Genomic DNA, 14996 nt, shown 5'->3' with positions numbered 1-14996 from the left:
GCTTATATCTAATTTTTCGTACTAATAACTGACTTGGGATTGGCTCTGATAAATTCTGCGATTGCATCAATGAAGCTCTGACCGTATTTGTGATATTTGTTCTCTCCGACGCCTGTTACCGCAAGCATCTCCTGCTTGTCCTGCGGCATCTTGGTGCACATCTCAATTAGAGTCTTATCATTGAAGATAATGTACGGCGGGATTCCAGCCTCCTTTGCGATAGCCGTACGCAGCCGGCGCAGAGATTCAAACAGCCTGTAACCTGCACTGGTAAGCGCATCTGTGCTTCTTACCTTCTTCCTGCTGCCAGAAAAAGGTATCTCCTTGTCCCCGAACTTACGTATCAGGACGCGGGTATCTTCTTGTTTTAATGCACTGATATCACCCATCTGAAGTACTGGATATTCCCCGTTTGTCTGTACAATATATCCCTTTCTTAGCATCTGGTCGATTAATATCTGGATATCCTTTTCACTGATATCTGACAGAACTCCATAAGATCTGTATGTATCTGCTCCAATCTCCCTTAATCTGGCACGACTGGCTCCAACCAGAGTTCCTGTCACAATGTTCCGTCCATATCTCCCTCTGGTTTCCGCAATGCAGTTTATCACCCATTTTGCTTCAGCCGTCATATCAGCCTCTGTATAGTCGCGATGGCAATTTCCGCAATTATCACATGGAGAAAATGTTTTCTCACCAAAATACTCCAATATGTAATTTCTCAGACAGGATGTGGTTTTGCAGTAGCCTTCCATGACCTGAAGACGGTAGGAGTCTCGCTGTTTGATAAGCTCTATGTCTTCCGTATCCATTTCCTCAAAATTCTTATTATCAAGCAGAAACTTGTCGATTATCACATCCTGGGCCGAGAAGAGAAGGATACACTGGGAATTCTCACCGTCGCGTCCTGCGCGTCCTGCTTCCTGATAATAGTTCTCCATGCTCTGAGGCATGTTGTAATGAATGACAAACCTGACGTTGGACTTATCAATCCCCATACCAAAGGCATTAGTTGCCACTACAACCTGTGCCCTGTCATAGATAAAATCATCTTGATTCTTCTTCCGTGTATTGTTATCAATCCCCGCATGGTAGCTGGTCACAGGAATTCCCCTTTTGAACAGCATCTCATATAGAGAATCCACGTTTTTTCTTGTTGTACAGTATATGATACCGCTCTCACCGGGATGCTTCTCAATATAATCTATTACAAAGGCATCCTTCCTCCTCCCCGCCGCATGCTCAACGCTGTAGTACAGATTTTCCCTGTCAAATCCTGTGACAACTACATTTGGACGGTTTAGCTTAAGGATACATTCAATATCTGTCTTCACCTCCTTGGTTGCTGTGGCGGTAAATGCACTCACAACAGGTCTGACTGGCAGATGATTGATAAATTCAATGATTTTCAGATAGCTTGGACGAAAATCCTGTCCCCATTGGGAAATACAATGAGCTTCGTCCACCGTAACCATCGAGATTTCACTGTTCAGTGCAAAATCCATAAACCGGTTGCTTTCCAGTCTCTCCGGCGCCACATATATGATCTTATAGGTGCCTTTTGCCGCCAGGTTAAGCGCTTTGGTTATCTGAGCTTCTGTCAAAGAGGAATTGATGAAGGCGGCATGAATCCCCGCTTCGTTTAAAGATTTCACCTGATCTTGCATCAGGGATATCAGAGGTGATATTACAAGTGTGATTCCAGAAAGCAATAATGCAGGGACTTGGTAACACAGGGATTTACCTGCGCCGGTGGGCATAATGGCCAGAGCATCTTTTCCTGACAGGATGGACTTTATAATTTCTTCCTGGCCATTTCTGAAAGAATCATATCCAAAATATTTTTTTAATATATCTGATGGGTTCATGTACATCTCCTTAAAAAGCTTCAGCTTTGCTCAATGCGGGCATGTTTCATTTTTTATCATTAGAATATTATAAGCCGAAAACATTGATATTACAATGAAAACAGGGTAAAATGTTCTCGAAAACGGTAAAGTATACAGTTGCGGCGAAGTGGGGCCTTCTTTCCTGGCTGGATGCAAATGAGGTAGTTTATGAAAATGATACAGAAGTTTGAGTTTCATGCAGAGAGCAGGGAAGAACGCCTTCCCAATTTTGATAGTGACTTTCCTTATATTATGTCTTGTGCGGAATTAGATAAATATATTGGACAGTTTGTACCCTGGCACTGGCACAAAGCGGTTGAGCTCTTTTTATGTAAGGTAATCAAATGCTTTATAAATGAGTGGGAAAGAGGAATTGAGCATGGAGAGTAATGAGATATGGCTGCAATGGGCAGTAGAATTACAGAGTATAGCCCAAGAGGGTCTTTTTTATGGAAAAGATATGTTTGACAAGGAACGGTATGAGAGAATCCGAGGTATTGCAGCGGAAATGATTTCCTATAAGTCGGCAATTCCGGTTGATAAAGTGAAATCCTTGTTTTGCAACGAAATTGGATATCAGACGCCCAAACTTGACAGTCGTGCGGCGATTTTTAAAGATCATAAGATTCTGCTTGTGAAGGAGAAAAACGGTACATGGTCGCTGCCTGGCGGATGGGTTGACGTCAATGTATCTGTGAAGGAGAATACGATTAAAGAGGTAAAAGAGGAGGCAGGGTTAGATGTTACCGCGGATATGGTGATTGCCGTCCAGGACAGGGAGAAGCATAATTTGCCTGTTTATGCATATAAGGTGTGTAAGATTTTTATATTATGCACCGTAATCGGCGGTAAATTTGAACCTAATATTGAGACTGTAGAGAGTAGATATTTTGGGATTGACGAATTACCGACGCTTGCAGAGGAAAAGAATAACGAAGAACAAGTGAGGATGTGTTTTGACGCATACCAATCCAGGGATTGGAAAACCCTTTTTGATTAGCTGTTAGAGCCGGCAGCCGGTGGTTGGCGGTGCGGGAAGTCTGTATGTGAACCCAGAGCATACGGCTTGTGGGAGAATCATATAGACAGTTGAAACTCCGAAAATGAATGGAAATTTTTCAATGGAACATTACTTCGGAAAAAACATATTTTTCTTGAAATTCGGCGTATACTAATTATTATATATTAAGTGAGTTATTTGATTTAGTACAATAAAATTACGGAAAAAAGCAACATTTTACAATAATCCGAAGCGAGGAGAGAAAGATGGAGACGATTAAGCGGGATTTATATTTGAAAAGGCTGATTGAACGCAGGGAAGTTTGATCAAAGTGGTTACTGGTATTAGGAGATGCGGAAAGTCTTACCTGCTATTTAAGTTATATTATCAGTATCTTTTGGACTCTGGCGTAGAGGAATCCAGGATCATCAGGATTCCGTTAGATGATGATGATTACTGCGAATTGCATAACAACAGGAGGTTGAGTCGTTATATAAAGAGCATATAACTGACGATGGTATGTCTTTCTGGATGAAGTCCAGATGTGCAAAGGCTTTGAGTCGGTACTTAATGGTTTGAACAGAAGGGAGAACCTGGACATCTATGTGACAGGAAGTAATTCAAAATTTCTTTCCACTGATGTACTGACGGAATTTCGAGGGCGTGGAGACGAAATTCGGGTTTATCCGCTGTGCTTTTCGGAATATGTTTCAGCGTATTCTGGAGATAAATATGATGCATGGATGGATTATTATACCTATGGGGGACTGCCGCTGATACTCAGCAGAAAAACAGATGAATTGAAGTCAAAGTATTTAATGGACTTGTGCAGAGAATTGTACTTAAAGGATATTGAAGATCGTCACAGACTGCGTGGAGATAATTGTATGACAGCATTGGTAAATATCCTTGCATCGGCGGTGGGTTCCCTGACCAATCCGACTAAACTGGCAAATACTTTTGGCAGTAATGGGATGAATGTCAGCGACAAAACCATAGGAGTTTATATCGGATATCTGTTAGATGCTTTTATTATCAGTAAAGCAGAGCGGTATGACATTAAAGGGAAAAAATATATTGCTTCCCCTTTTAAATATTATTTCACTGATGTGGGGCTGCGCAATGCCCAGCTTAACTTCAGACAGCAGGAAGAAAACCATATTATGGAGAACATTATTTATAACGAACTGCTGGTTAGAGGCTTTAATGTGGACGTTGGCGTTGTGGAGCATTCCGAACGGAATGAGAATGGTAAAGTTGTGCGCAAGAGGCTGGAGGTTGATTTTGTTTGTAATCGTGGCAATCAGAGATATTATATCCAATCTGCTTTTGCTATTCCGGACAGCAGCAAAATGCATCAGGAGCAGAATTCATTGGTGCATATTGGTGATTCTTTCAAGAAAATCATTGTGGTTAAGGATAGAATTAAATTATGGCGAAATGAGGAAGGAATTGTGGTAATGGGGATTATGGATTTCCTTTTGAGCCCCAATAGCCTGGAATTATAATTTGCTAATTTTGTGCTAAGCATATTCCCAGGCATAAAGAATATGCTTAGCATTGATACCTTTTTATGGATAGATGCCTGTCAGTGCATCCAGATATTCTGAGCCAAAAGTATCCGTAAAGTCCTTAAGCGCCAGCTCTACTGCTTTTTCTCCATCCTTACCCAATGTCTCTGTCAGAGTCTTACTGATGGTATACTTCAGGTGTGCTGTATGGAAATTAAAGTCTTTCATGCAGGAGGCTCCAAGCTTTTTCTTTTTATCCGCAAGCATGGCATTTTCCTCAGGGGTAAGGGGATACCCCCAGTCGAACTCGCAGCGTTCTCCGCCCCAACTCAGGGCCGTAGCTGTGGGCGTGCAGACAAAGTCAGAGCGAAAGCCCTGGTAGACAGCATTGTCAACATTGACGCAGTAGAGTTTGCCGTATTCGGTCAATCCATGCTTTTTCCATGCGTCGCACCAGGCGCATCTGGATATGTAGGTCTGCAATGTAGGTTCTGTCCGAAGCTGTCCAAATTCCATCTGTCCGTCATAATCGGGCTTCCATTCACCGTAAGCCTGATTGGTCATTGTGGTAAGCTCGTCCCCGTGGGCAAGGGCATTGGCGGCCATTCGCCTGCCCCGTTCATTTCCGTAAATGGTCATGCCGGAAAGGATTGCCTTACGTCCTGCGTCGCCGCATGCTTCAATGGCGCGTTTTGCGAGAAATGCGAAAAGTACGGCGTGGTGTTCTATTTTGCAGCAAACAGATTCATTTCCCATTCAAATCGTCTCCTTTTTCTTTATAATATAGAGTGTAGCATTTTTTTTCAAGTATTTCTATATTTTTGTAACCTTTTTGTTGTCCGAGTTGTACTATTAGTGAAAGGCTTTTCAAATAACTTTACCCAATAATAAAAGGAGAGCTCATGAGACGACCGGTTCAAGAGTTGTTTGGAGACTATCAGAATAATCTCTATGCGGCTGCGTTTAATGTCTGCAAAAACGCAGAGGATGCAAAGGATGTGGTTCAGGATACCTTCATTCAATATTACTCATTAAAAAAGGATTTTGACAGCGAGCAGCACATACGTGCATGGCTTTTTAGAGTGGCGATTAACAGAGCAAAGAATATGAACCGTACATTCTGGAGAAGGAATAAAAAGTCCCTAGAGGATTACATGGAGACGTTGGTATTTGAAACTTCGGAATCGGAGGAATTGTTCGAGACAGTTATGAAGCTGCCGGAGAAATACCGTATTGTGATTCATCTGTTTTATTATGAGGATTATAATGTAAATGAGATTGCGGATATTTTGAAGATATCTCAAAGCAATGTCAAGGCCAGGCTGTCACGGGGACGTTCGCTGCTCAAAGAACGATTACAGGAGGAATGGAACGATGACGAATAAAGAAAAATATAAACAGGCGTTTTCGGTGTTACATCCCTCCGAAGACATTTGCCTGGAGGTGGAAAGGATGGCTATTATGAGTAGAAAAGCAAGCTTTAAGACGGCTGCGGCATTTGTGACGGTTTGTCTGCTGATGGTATGCGCGGGAGGAATGGCGTATGCGACGGATGTTGGAGGGATTCAGAGGACAATTCAGTTCTGGCTTAACGGGGAGATGACGAATGCGACATTTGAATTTGATTCCGACGGAAATTATGTGATATCGTATCCGTTGGAGGACGGTACTATGGGGGAACGCGGAGGCGGCGGGATTGCGTATGAAAGAGACGGAAGCGAACGGCCATTGACGGAAGATGAGGTATTGGAGAGCCTGAATGATCCTGAGGTGGTCTACGAGGACGACGGTAAGGTCTGGGTATATTATTATGATCAGAAGATTGAGATTACCGATCGGTTTGAAGACGGGGTATGCTATGTGGAGGTTTCAAATGGCGACAAAACGCTATATATGACGATTAAGTACAAGGATGGATGGTGCTCCAGCCCGCATAAGTATCAGAGTCCGGCTTCCTTTAACTAAATCAAGGGGCTGTCTATGGAAAAACGGACAGCCCTAATAATCAGACGTTGTCATATTCGACACCCCTTTCGTCCCCCGCATCATCTTCCGTATCTTCTGTTTCCTGACTCCCTAAGGGCGATCCCTCCGTTTGAAGCCTTCTTCGCAAGAAGTTATCATCACGCTGCTTTTCTGCTTCGTCCTGGGTCTGACGGATTTTTTCATCCATCGCGTCTTCTCTGGTACGCATATCCAACATGACCTGCAGTTCATTGCACAGTTGCCTCTCTTTCGCCTCTTTCCTAAGCAGGCGGCTATTTAAAGCATCCATCCTCTTATTTTCTCGGTCGAACTCCTCCGGCAGAAGTTCATTCTGACATTCCTTCATCCGCTTCAGCTCAGAGCGTTCAGCCTCCTGGTCCAGAAAACCAAAGGCATCCTGTAATGTCTGATGTCCCTGCTTGTGGATAAGCATTTTCATGTTTTTGAGAAATACAGCGCTCTTTTTGGGTCCGGACATCTCGTAGAAAAATGCCTGATTGTGAAATGGGACCTCGGACGTATATAGCTTTCTCCGGTCGTTGTTATTAACCTTTTTCATGGTCGATGGGTCCAGATGTTTTTCCTTCTCTGTATGCACGGGAGTACCAGGAGCCTCAAAAGCCTCCAGTGTCATCCCCTCCTTATCAAGTCCCCGTTTTCCGTCCTTCTTCACATAATCCAGTTTCCCAAAAGAATTTTTAACTTCATAGACCTTGCCGTCCTTGTCGTTTCCTATGTCTTTACAAGTCTCCCTGTGCAGAATCGCCTGTCCGGATTCCCATCGTTCCTTCTTCTGTTCGTCTTTAAAATAAATGCCCATATTCTCCATACTCGTCACGGCTGAGTTTTTTACCGCTTTTTTCCAGCTCGTGGCTGACTCCTTTCAGTATCCGTTCCATGGTAAGCAGCGGTTCTTTTTCTTCTGCGGCAAGAAAACTGGCATAGATAAGAGAATTCTTAATCATACTGCCCGACACATCAAACTGCTCTGCGAGAAAATCAAAATCAATATCCTCTGACACTGGCATTTTAGACGGAATCATAGACTGCCACATCTGCCTGCGCAAATCAGCGTCAGGCAGCGGGAAATCTATAATATCGCTGATGCGCCGCCTAAATGCGCTGTCAAAATTCTGCAGGTAGTTAGTGGCAAGGATGCTGATACCCTCATATTCCTCCATTTTCTGAAGCAGAAACGCAATCTCCATATTGCTGTATTTGTCGTTGGATTCCTTGATTTCGGTTCGTTTGGAAAATAGAACATCCGCCTCGTCAAAAAAGAGGATCGCCATGCTTTTCTCTGCCTCCCCAAAGATACGGTTCAGCTTCTTTTCCGTTTCGCCAATGTATTTGTCCACCACGGAGGGCAGCTCTACGCGGTAGAGCTCCATTCCAAGCTCGGCTGCCATAACCTGTGCCGCCATGGTTTTTCCCGTGCCAGGCGGTCCGGCGAAGATCATAGATATACCGTTGCCGTAGGCTGATTTTTTAAGGAACCCCCATTCTTCATAGACGAGCTTCCGGTTGCGAACCCGACTGACGATGTGGGAAAGGCGCTGTTTTTGTAGTTTAGGGAGAATCAAATCCTGAAATCGATAAACGCCCTTGATTTTTTTTGCATATTTATCCAAAGAGTGAGAAGAAACGTGCAGAACGGCTTGCCGCAGATAATCCGCAGTAATACGTCCATTTCCATCACTGAGAGAATATGAGCTGGCAAGCGCCAGTATTTCTTCCATTTTGCCAGGGAGAAAATTATACCTGCCGAGGAAATCTGTCCGGTCTTTTTCACATTCCCAGGGATACGCAAGGGTCAGGTTCTCGAATAATGCCTTGTCGCCAAGGACCTCCTCTGTATGGATGGAAAAAGGAAGATATTGCCGCAAAAGGGAATGGGGCAGAGTGATTTCACGACGTCCGCCCAGAAGGAAAATGGTTTCCTCATCCTTAAGCCAGTGAAGGAGGGGAGCCAGATCTTCTGACTCATCTGTCAGTTCGATTACGTACATTGCGTGGTGCAGCAGACATTCCAGACGCATTTCCCGAAGCTGATTTTCCGTCTTAAGCGTCTCGTAGGGAATCACGGCAAGGCTTCTGTGTGACTGGGCGGCAAGATAAGCGTAGTTCAGCTTCCTTCCGCAGCCCTTTTGACCCTTAATATATATCAGTTTTTTGCCCGAAATTTTGTGAAGGCATTTCTCAATCCTTGGATATAGACGGATGCCTGAGCCAAGGAAGGGAAGCGCAGCCCCCGCCAAATGATACCAGTCCATGCCGGCAATATGCCGAAGGTCTGGTATGATTCCGCACAAAAATGAAAAGAGACGGGGAGAAATCCTAATTTGGGAGAGAATGCCTCTCTCATCCCACTCCTTTTCGTACAAGAGGCAGGAGGAATGATAATACCATTCTGCTTCTGCGCAGAAGGCGTTCCACAAGGCAGGACTTAAATCCTCTCCGCATAGTCCTGTATACAGCGCCGCTGCCAACAGCATCATATCCTCCCTCTCCAAACGCGCGGAAAGCGACAGATAGAGAAAAGGAGAAAATACTTCATGGTCAGCGCTTTTGGCGGCTTTTTGAAGTAAATTCTGAAATGCTTTCAAGGGGTGAAATCCGTCCTGCTTTTTACGTGATGCGTCTCCCCATCTCACCAAATCCTCCAGAAATTCCTGGTAATTCATATATAATAAATATTTGTCCGGTTTCAAATCAAACATGAGCCACAATCTCCTGAAAACTGCTGGTGAAATCCAACTCCAGGTCTTCCTGGTATAACTTCTGTATCCGGTCGTACTGCTGCTTTGCCTCGGCCTGTTTTCCGCTTTTATATAAACTGATAATGAGCTGCCTTACAATGTCCTCATTATAAGGGTCTGCCTCTAGGATTCTCTGGAAAAACACAACTGCGGCTTCGTGCCGGTTCTGGGCGGTTCTTTTGGCGGCGCCAGAGCGAAGTATGGTAAGATATTGATTTTCCAACTCCTTTGCCATACCGTAGGACCACAGATAACCGCTGTTTCCCATATAACTTCCAGTATAAAGCTTTATGATCTGTTCGGGGTTATTCTCACACGCCGATAAATCTTTCATATACGCATTTAACTGTGTCAGGTCAGAAGCTACAAGCTGCATATTTAAAGAATATTTTTTGTTTTCATAGGAAATCAATTCGTCCAGCCCTTCCGGAACAAATGACTGACGGATGCTGTAAAGGGTAGTATGAAACAAAGCAATAGCGCTTTTCATTCCGGATTCCGGCCATAAAAGCTCGATTAGGACTTCGCGGGAAACGCTGTTTCCCTGAAGGTGGAACAGGTATGCGAATAATTCCCGCGCCTTCTTGGTGCGCCATTTCATCTCTTTACCGTCTTTGTCAGGCAGGAATACACAGAATCCGTCCAGACATTGTATTCGGAGTTTTCCGGTTTCTTTCTGACTTTTGTTTGGACGATCCTCCTTTAGGGAAATAAGATGGCGGGAGTCCACAGTATTCCTGTGGATGGAATGTATCTCCGTCAAAATTTGCCTGTGCTTGGAGGAGAGGTCCAGAAGCCCTATCTTATTTTTCTGTAAAAAAAGTATTTCCTGTGCGGGATTGTTCGAATGCTTTGCGGTAATTCCCTTCATCCCAGGACAGGACGGCAAGCATTTCCCAGGCAACCGCAGTCTGTAATGTCTCGTAGTCCGAGTTTTGAATGATTTTCTGTGCGTTTCGTTCTGCGGTTTGGTAATCGGCGGACTGGTAGGCTGACTTCATGTTCTCTGCAAGGATACAGTTGCGCAGAAGAAATCCATCGGGGATATACTCAATCTTAGGAGTTTGCTCTAAAGCAGGCGCTGAAGGCTGCGTCTGGGTCAGTATTATAAGTACCTGCCAGGCGGTATGTAAAAACGTATCCTCTTGAAAACGCACCCCTTTTTTGATTTGTTCATTAATCGGCAGGAGAGCCTCCTCAAGCTGGTGCATGCAGCACTTAATCTTGACCTGCTCAGTCAATATTGCCTCTAAAGTCTCGTTCCAGACCATTTCTCCATCCTGCTTCGCCTGCTTCAGATATACGTCCGCCTGCAGAAGTTCTCCTGCCCTTCGCTTGGCCGCTGCCGCAAAAAGCAGAACTTTCTTATAATCCTGTATCCGGTTTGCTTCGTAAAAATCTTTTCCTGCCTGTGCGATCTGCTTGTTTGCCTCTGTAACATGCCCAAGGGTCATTAAGTATTTCCCGTAGATAAACCTTGCCTTTGGCGTCAGCTCGCAGCGGTTTGCCTCCAGCAGAGAAAACCACCTTTCAAGAGTTCCGTAAAGCCGTTCCTCCAGCATGGAATCTCCGGAGACCTCGATGACTGCCTGGACAATGTCAGACGCATTTCCACGGCAGGCGTACTCCGCCGCCTGAATCTTGTCGTTGGTCTTTAAAAGAAAATAAGCGGCAGACCGAAGGGCCTCCTGCTGTTCTTCAACAGTCGCCTGGGACAGCAGGAATCTCTGAAAAATAGAGTGGTAGCGGTACAGGCTGCTTCCCTCCCCCAGTGTTTGGACAAACAGTTTTTCACTGACAAGATAGCGAAGCATACTTTCTGAATTATAAATCGCTGTCACCTTGTTGCAGATAGGGGGAGTCATATAGTCCAGCACAGCCGTTTTCTTCAAAAAAGTCTGGATATCGAAGGGCAGCATTTTATATACCCGCGTCATAAAATAGTCGGAGACCTCCAGCTTGTCACAGATTTCTTTCAGGATTTCTACGACAGACCCTTTTTTTCTCTGTTTCAACTGCAGCATGATCTGTGCGATTCCCACAGGCCATCCTTCGGTACAGTCATAGATTAATTTTGCACATTGTCCGGCGTCTTCACCTATATCCCCAAGCATCCCTGCGATTTCCTCCTGCTTGAATTTCAACTCCTCCATTCCGATGCACACGGCGCGACCGTTTTTTGTGTATTTATCAAAAAAAGGGGGGAGAGAGCGTTTTTCCACGATAAACAGGCGGATTTTCTGTTCCATTGTCTCGATTAAGATATCTATCAGATTGAAGATGTCCGGATTCGTAATCTCCTGAAAATCATCCAGTATTATGTTTAAGAAATCAATTCTTTCGTCCAGCCATACCACGAGCTGCTCCATGACAATATCAATATTTTCCAGAAGGGGTACGGAGAAGTTAAAATCCTCTTCCGGATTGCCCAGTGAGTATTGGACTGATTTCGTAAAGTTTTGAATAAAGGATATTAGATCATTGTCTGTATCACTGATATTGTACCATGCGCTTTTCCCTGAGAAACGCCGCACGTAGTTTGCCAGAGCCTGCGTTTTTCCAAACCCCGCCCCTGCGTTAAGGAGGATGATGTTCTCCGGCAGAGATGAAAGAAGGGCGTCTGCCGTCCGTTCCGTATATCCTTTATCTACGTTTGGTATTTGGATTTTGCTGTTTTCATTCTTCATCTGTGATCAGTCCTTATTTAAAATTTGCCCAATATTATATACTATTTAAAAATATATACTGATTTAGACACCAATTATGAGGATTTTACACCAAATTTGCGGTGCAGAGGGACAGGTTTAGCTTGATAGCATTTTTTATAATAATTTGTCGAATTGTTTAGAAGTTTGTTTAGTGTCCTGTTTTATACTTGCATAGAGAAGTGAAGTTTTTAACCAGGAAAGGAGGTAGCCGGCATTAGCAGTATAAAATGCGGCTAATGTTGGGAGATTATGGCTGAATATTTATCACCAGGCGTATATGTAGAGGAATTTGATTCGGGCGGAAAACCGATGGAAGGCGTTGGTACAAGTACAGCCGGATTCATCGGACTAGCGGAGAGAGGGCCGGCGGAAGGGGTTCCGCAGCTTGTAACCAATTTTGCAGATTTTAAGAGGAAGTTTGGCGGGTATCTTTCTGAAAATGAGTATGGGGAATATCGGTTTCTGGCTTATGCCGTAGAGCATTTCTTTGTAAACGGCGGCTCCCGCTGTTTCATATCCCGTGTGGCTCCCAGCGACGCAAGACCGGCGCATGCAAAGACTCCGGCAATGGAGTCGGTTCTTCGGGTGCGGGCGAAGAATCCGGGAATGTGGGGCAACAGCATGAGCGTTGTCGTAACGCCTGCGAGCAAGGCGAAGACACAGATCTTAGAAGAACTTGAGACGGCAGACGGCAAGCAGTATTCGGTAAAAAGCTCTGTGGGCTTCAATGAGGGGGACGTGGTTGTATATAAGGACATGACAAACGTAGTATACAACCGTGTCGTAAAGAGTCAGGACAATATCATTGTATTTGAGAAGGAATTTGAACAGGATGTTGTGGACAAGAACCTGCTTCCAACCAAGGTGATTTCTACCTGTGAGTTTAATCTGGAGGTGAAGTACGACGACATTGTAGAGTTCTACGAGAACCTGTCCTTTAACGTGAACATACCCAACTACGTTGAGAAGAAGACTGCAAAGTCAGACCTGATTATTGTTAATTATATCGGCAGCAGGAAGGCTGAGGTAATGTCTCCGTTTGATGAGATTGCCGGAGAGGATCCGGAGAAGGCGTTCTGCGTTATCCCATTAAAGGGCGGCAGTAACGGCTCTGTGTCCAATATCAGCGCGGCAGATTTTATCGGTGTGGATAAGGGCGCGGGCAAACGTACCGGTATCCAGTCATTTCTGGATAATGATACGGTATCCATCATGGCGGTTCCGGGCGTGGTAGACCCCAATGTGCAGTTGATGCTGGTTGCCCACTGTGAGAACCTGGCCAGTCGGTTTGCGGTTCTTGATATGCCGAGAAACGCAAAGAAGATGGACGACATCATCGGCCACAGGGAGATTGTTGACAGCAACTATGCCGCTATGTACCATCCGTGGCTTGAGGTTTTCGACCCGCTGGATAAGAAGAACATGGCGATTCCGCCGTCCGGCTCTGTGATTGGAATCTACGCGCGAAGCGACAATTCCAGAGGCGTACATAAGGCGCCGGCAAATGAGACGGTGCGGGCCTGCGTTGGTCTGGACTGTCAGTTTAACAAGGGCGAGCAGGACATCTTAAACCCGAAGGGAGTAAACTTAATCCGTTCATTCCCAGGACAGGGAATCCGTGTCTGGGGGGCGCGTACGGCCAGCAGCGACCCAAGCTGGAAGTATATCAACGTCCGCCGTCTGTTTATCTTCATTGAGGAGAGCATCAAGGCGAACACCAACTGGGCTGTGTTTGAGCCCAACGACGAGGTTCTGTGGGTACGTGTGAAACGGACGATAGACGTATTTTTGACAGGACTTTGGAGGTCAGGCGCGCTGGCAGGCTCGGCGCCGTCAGAGGCATTTTTCGTCAACTGCGGCAGAAATACCATGAGCCAGGATGATATTGATAATGGAAGACTAATCTGCGTGATTGGTATTGCACCGGTTAAACCGGCTGAATTTGTAATCTTCAGGATTTCACAGAAGACGGGCGATTCTATGTAAACGCGATCTAAAAATAATTAGTCAGAAAGGAGTGTAGTGAGGAGATGGCAAGTACTCCATATGGAAAGTTTAGATATAAGGTAGAAATTGACGGCCTGGAGGCAGGAGGCTTCTCTGAGGCATCCGGCTTCGACGCGTCGATTGACGTAATCGAGTACCGTGAGGGCGACATGGTGCAGACGCCTATGAAACTCCCTGGCCTTAAAAAGTATGGAAATATTACGTTGAAGCAGGGCGTTGCGGATTCCATGGTGATGTATGAGTGGATGATCGCAGGCGTGGAAGGCGAGGTAGAGCGCAAGACGATTACCATTACGATTCTGGATGAGACGGAGACTGCGACTGCCTCCTGGCAGGTAATCAATGCATGGCCGGCGAAGTATACGGCGCCGGATTTCAATGCGACTGCTTCAGAGGTTGCCATTGAGACTCTTGAGATTGCCCACGAGGGAATGACGAGAGTTTCATAGAGATAAAGCAGAATCAGAATTGTTAATGTTAAAGTAACATGGCTTTGCCTGCGGCATAGGTTGTACCGCAGGCAGGGCCGGAAAGTAAGGGTAAAAGACGGATGTTTGAAACAGAATTTTCTTTTGTACTGCCTAAGGGTTATATGGACAGGGACGGCAATCTCCACAAGGAAGGAAAAATGCGTCTGGCGACAGCGGCGGACGAGATTATACCTCTCCGTGATCCAAGGGTGCAGCAGAATCCCGGATATCTTGTGGTGATCCTTCTTTCCCGTGTAATCACGAGCCTGGGGACAATGCCGGCTGTGGATACAAAGGTAATCGAAGGACTTTATACGCCGGATCTGGCATATCTTCAGGATCTTTATGAACGCATAAATCAGGCGGAGGTTCCCGTCTACCGTACCGTTTGCCCCCACTGTGGGGAGGAGATTACTGTACCGATAAATTTTATGGAAGCCGGACTATAAATTTGTATCCGGCGGACAAAATCTACGAGGAAGCGGCGTTTGTGGCCTATTATGTGCATTGGAGCAGGGACGAGGTGATGAATCTCACCCATAGCGAGCGAATTCGCTGGTGCAAAGAGATTTCCGAAATCAACAGGAAGATTAGCCGTGAGCCGCCGAAGAATGACATTTTTAAGATTTAAACGAAGATGCGGTAGATAGAGTGGTGAAATAA

The 14996-nt window shown here is 45.2% G+C and carries 14 protein-coding genes and 1 pseudogene; 9 read left to right on the top strand and 6 right to left on the bottom strand.

Going from position 1 to position 14996, the window contains the following annotated elements; genetic code table 11:
- Window positions 1-8: 8 nt before the first annotated feature.
- Window positions 9-1871 (bottom strand): DNA helicase RecQ, encoded by a 1863-nt coding sequence (recQ, locus tag GN277_RS21210; protein WP_159753368.1) that lies wholly within the window; start codon window positions 1869-1871, stop codon window positions 9-11.
- Between the two features lie 189 nt (window positions 1872-2060).
- Between recQ and GN277_RS21205 the strand changes: the two genes are divergently transcribed.
- From GN277_RS21205 to GN277_RS21195, 3 genes and pseudogenes are all read left to right on the top strand, one after another.
- The gene (locus GN277_RS21205) at window positions 2061-2282 is read left to right on the top strand and encodes a hypothetical protein (RefSeq protein WP_204162771.1); all 222 of its coding nucleotides are present in this window, start codon (window positions 2061-2063) and stop codon (window positions 2280-2282) included.
- The gene (locus GN277_RS21200; protein ID WP_159753366.1) at window positions 2272-2892 is read left to right on the top strand and encodes an NUDIX hydrolase N-terminal domain-containing protein; all 621 of its coding nucleotides are present in this window, start codon (window positions 2272-2274) and stop codon (window positions 2890-2892) included. The genes GN277_RS21205 and GN277_RS21200 overlap by 11 nt, the downstream gene beginning before the upstream one ends.
- Before the next feature lie 266 nt (window positions 2893-3158).
- Window positions 3159-4400 (top strand): annotated as a pseudogene (locus GN277_RS21195) (ATP-binding protein).
- A gap of 63 nt (window positions 4401-4463) precedes the next feature.
- Here GN277_RS21195 and GN277_RS21190 read toward each other — a convergent pair.
- The gene (locus tag GN277_RS21190; RefSeq protein ID WP_159753364.1) at window positions 4464-5159 is read right to left on the bottom strand and encodes an L-2-amino-thiazoline-4-carboxylic acid hydrolase; all 696 of its coding nucleotides are present in this window, start codon (window positions 5157-5159) and stop codon (window positions 4464-4466) included.
- Between the two features lie 146 nt (window positions 5160-5305).
- On the opposite strand from GN277_RS21190, the gene GN277_RS21185 reads away from it, so the two are divergent.
- Window positions 5306-5788 carry an RNA polymerase sigma factor gene (locus GN277_RS21185; protein ID WP_159753362.1) on the top strand — a complete coding sequence of 161 codons (483 nt, stop codon included), beginning with the start codon at window positions 5306-5308 and terminating at the stop codon, window positions 5786-5788.
- Entirely contained in the window at window positions 5778-6368 is a 591-nt protein-coding gene (locus tag GN277_RS21180) for a hypothetical protein (RefSeq protein WP_159753360.1), read from the top strand. The genes GN277_RS21185 and GN277_RS21180 overlap by 11 nt, the downstream gene beginning before the upstream one ends.
- A 40-nt stretch (window positions 6369-6408) precedes the next feature.
- Here the strand turns inward: GN277_RS21180 and GN277_RS21175 are convergent, their stop codons facing one another.
- The 4 genes from GN277_RS21175 to GN277_RS21160 are packed head-to-tail and all read right to left on the bottom strand — an operon-like array spanning window position 6409 to window position 11835.
- Window positions 6409-7209 (bottom strand): hypothetical protein, encoded by an 801-nt coding sequence (locus tag GN277_RS21175; RefSeq protein WP_159753358.1) that lies wholly within the window; start codon window positions 7207-7209, stop codon window positions 6409-6411.
- Complete coding sequence (locus GN277_RS21170) at window positions 7193-9109, bottom strand: ATP-binding protein (protein ID WP_159753356.1); 1917 nt, start codon at window positions 9107-9109, stop codon at window positions 7193-7195. Before GN277_RS21170 ends, GN277_RS21175 begins: the two co-directional genes overlap by 17 nt.
- Window positions 9102-9911 (bottom strand): AfsR/SARP family transcriptional regulator, encoded by an 810-nt coding sequence (locus tag GN277_RS21165; RefSeq protein WP_159753353.1) that lies wholly within the window; start codon window positions 9909-9911, stop codon window positions 9102-9104. The genes GN277_RS21170 and GN277_RS21165 overlap by 8 nt, the downstream gene beginning before the upstream one ends.
- A 40-nt stretch (window positions 9912-9951) precedes the next feature.
- Window positions 9952-11835 (bottom strand): MalT transcriptional regulator family protein, encoded by a 1884-nt coding sequence (locus tag GN277_RS21160; RefSeq protein ID WP_159753350.1) that lies wholly within the window; start codon window positions 11833-11835, stop codon window positions 9952-9954.
- A gap of 270 nt (window positions 11836-12105) precedes the next feature.
- On the opposite strand from GN277_RS21160, the gene GN277_RS21155 reads away from it, so the two are divergent.
- From GN277_RS21155 to GN277_RS21140, 4 genes are all read left to right on the top strand, one after another.
- Complete coding sequence (locus GN277_RS21155) at window positions 12106-13842, top strand: phage tail sheath family protein (RefSeq protein ID WP_159753347.1); 1737 nt, start codon at window positions 12106-12108, stop codon at window positions 13840-13842.
- 44 nt (window positions 13843-13886) lie between these two features.
- On the top strand, window positions 13887-14312 hold the full coding sequence (locus GN277_RS21150; protein ID WP_159753344.1) for a phage tail protein: 426 nt from the start codon (window positions 13887-13889) through the stop codon (window positions 14310-14312).
- Window positions 14313-14413: 101 nt separating this feature from the next.
- On the top strand, window positions 14414-14782 hold the full coding sequence (locus tag GN277_RS21145) for a phage tail assembly protein (RefSeq protein ID WP_159753341.1): 369 nt from the start codon (window positions 14414-14416) through the stop codon (window positions 14780-14782).
- A 2-nt stretch (window positions 14783-14784) separates the two neighbouring features.
- Window positions 14785-14964, top strand: coding sequence for a DUF6760 family protein (locus GN277_RS21140; protein ID WP_204162865.1), 180 nt, complete (start codon window positions 14785-14787; stop codon window positions 14962-14964).
- The last annotated feature ends 32 nt before the right edge of the window (window positions 14965-14996 follow it).

It is taken from the genome of Sporofaciens musculi (assembly GCF_009830285.1).
In the GTDB taxonomy this organism is placed as follows: domain Bacteria; phylum Bacillota; class Clostridia; order Lachnospirales; family Lachnospiraceae; genus Sporofaciens; species Sporofaciens musculi.
Note: the sequence above shows the minus strand (reverse complement) of the source record. Positions and strands in the feature narration are given on the sequence as shown.

Bases quoted from the DNA above. Each gene is read 5' to 3' on its own strand.
- recQ (WP_159753368.1), bottom strand. From the start codon at position 1,871: ATGAACCCATCAGATATATTAAAAAAATATTTTGGATATGATTCTTTC.
- GN277_RS21205 (WP_204162771.1), top strand. From the start codon at position 2,061: ATGAAAATGATACAGAAGTTTGAGTTTCATGCAGAGAGCAGGGAAGAA.
- GN277_RS21200 (WP_159753366.1), top strand. From the start codon at position 2,272: ATGGAGAGTAATGAGATATGGCTGCAATGGGCAGTAGAATTACAGAGT.
- GN277_RS21190 (WP_159753364.1), bottom strand. From the start codon at position 5,159: ATGGGAAATGAATCTGTTTGCTGCAAAATAGAACACCACGCCGTACTT.
- GN277_RS21185 (WP_159753362.1), top strand. From the start codon at position 5,306: ATGAGACGACCGGTTCAAGAGTTGTTTGGAGACTATCAGAATAATCTC.
- GN277_RS21180 (WP_159753360.1), top strand. From the start codon at position 5,778: ATGACGAATAAAGAAAAATATAAACAGGCGTTTTCGGTGTTACATCCC.
- GN277_RS21175 (WP_159753358.1), bottom strand. From the start codon at position 7,209: ATGGGCATTTATTTTAAAGACGAACAGAAGAAGGAACGATGGGAATCC.
- GN277_RS21170 (WP_159753356.1), bottom strand. From the start codon at position 9,109: ATGTTTGATTTGAAACCGGACAAATATTTATTATATATGAATTACCAG.
- GN277_RS21160 (WP_159753350.1), bottom strand. From the start codon at position 11,835: ATGAAGAATGAAAACAGCAAAATCCAAATACCAAACGTAGATAAAGGA.
- GN277_RS21155 (WP_159753347.1), top strand. From the start codon at position 12,106: ATGGCTGAATATTTATCACCAGGCGTATATGTAGAGGAATTTGATTCG.
- GN277_RS21150 (WP_159753344.1), top strand. From the start codon at position 13,887: ATGGCAAGTACTCCATATGGAAAGTTTAGATATAAGGTAGAAATTGAC.
- GN277_RS21145 (WP_159753341.1), top strand. From the start codon at position 14,414: ATGTTTGAAACAGAATTTTCTTTTGTACTGCCTAAGGGTTATATGGAC.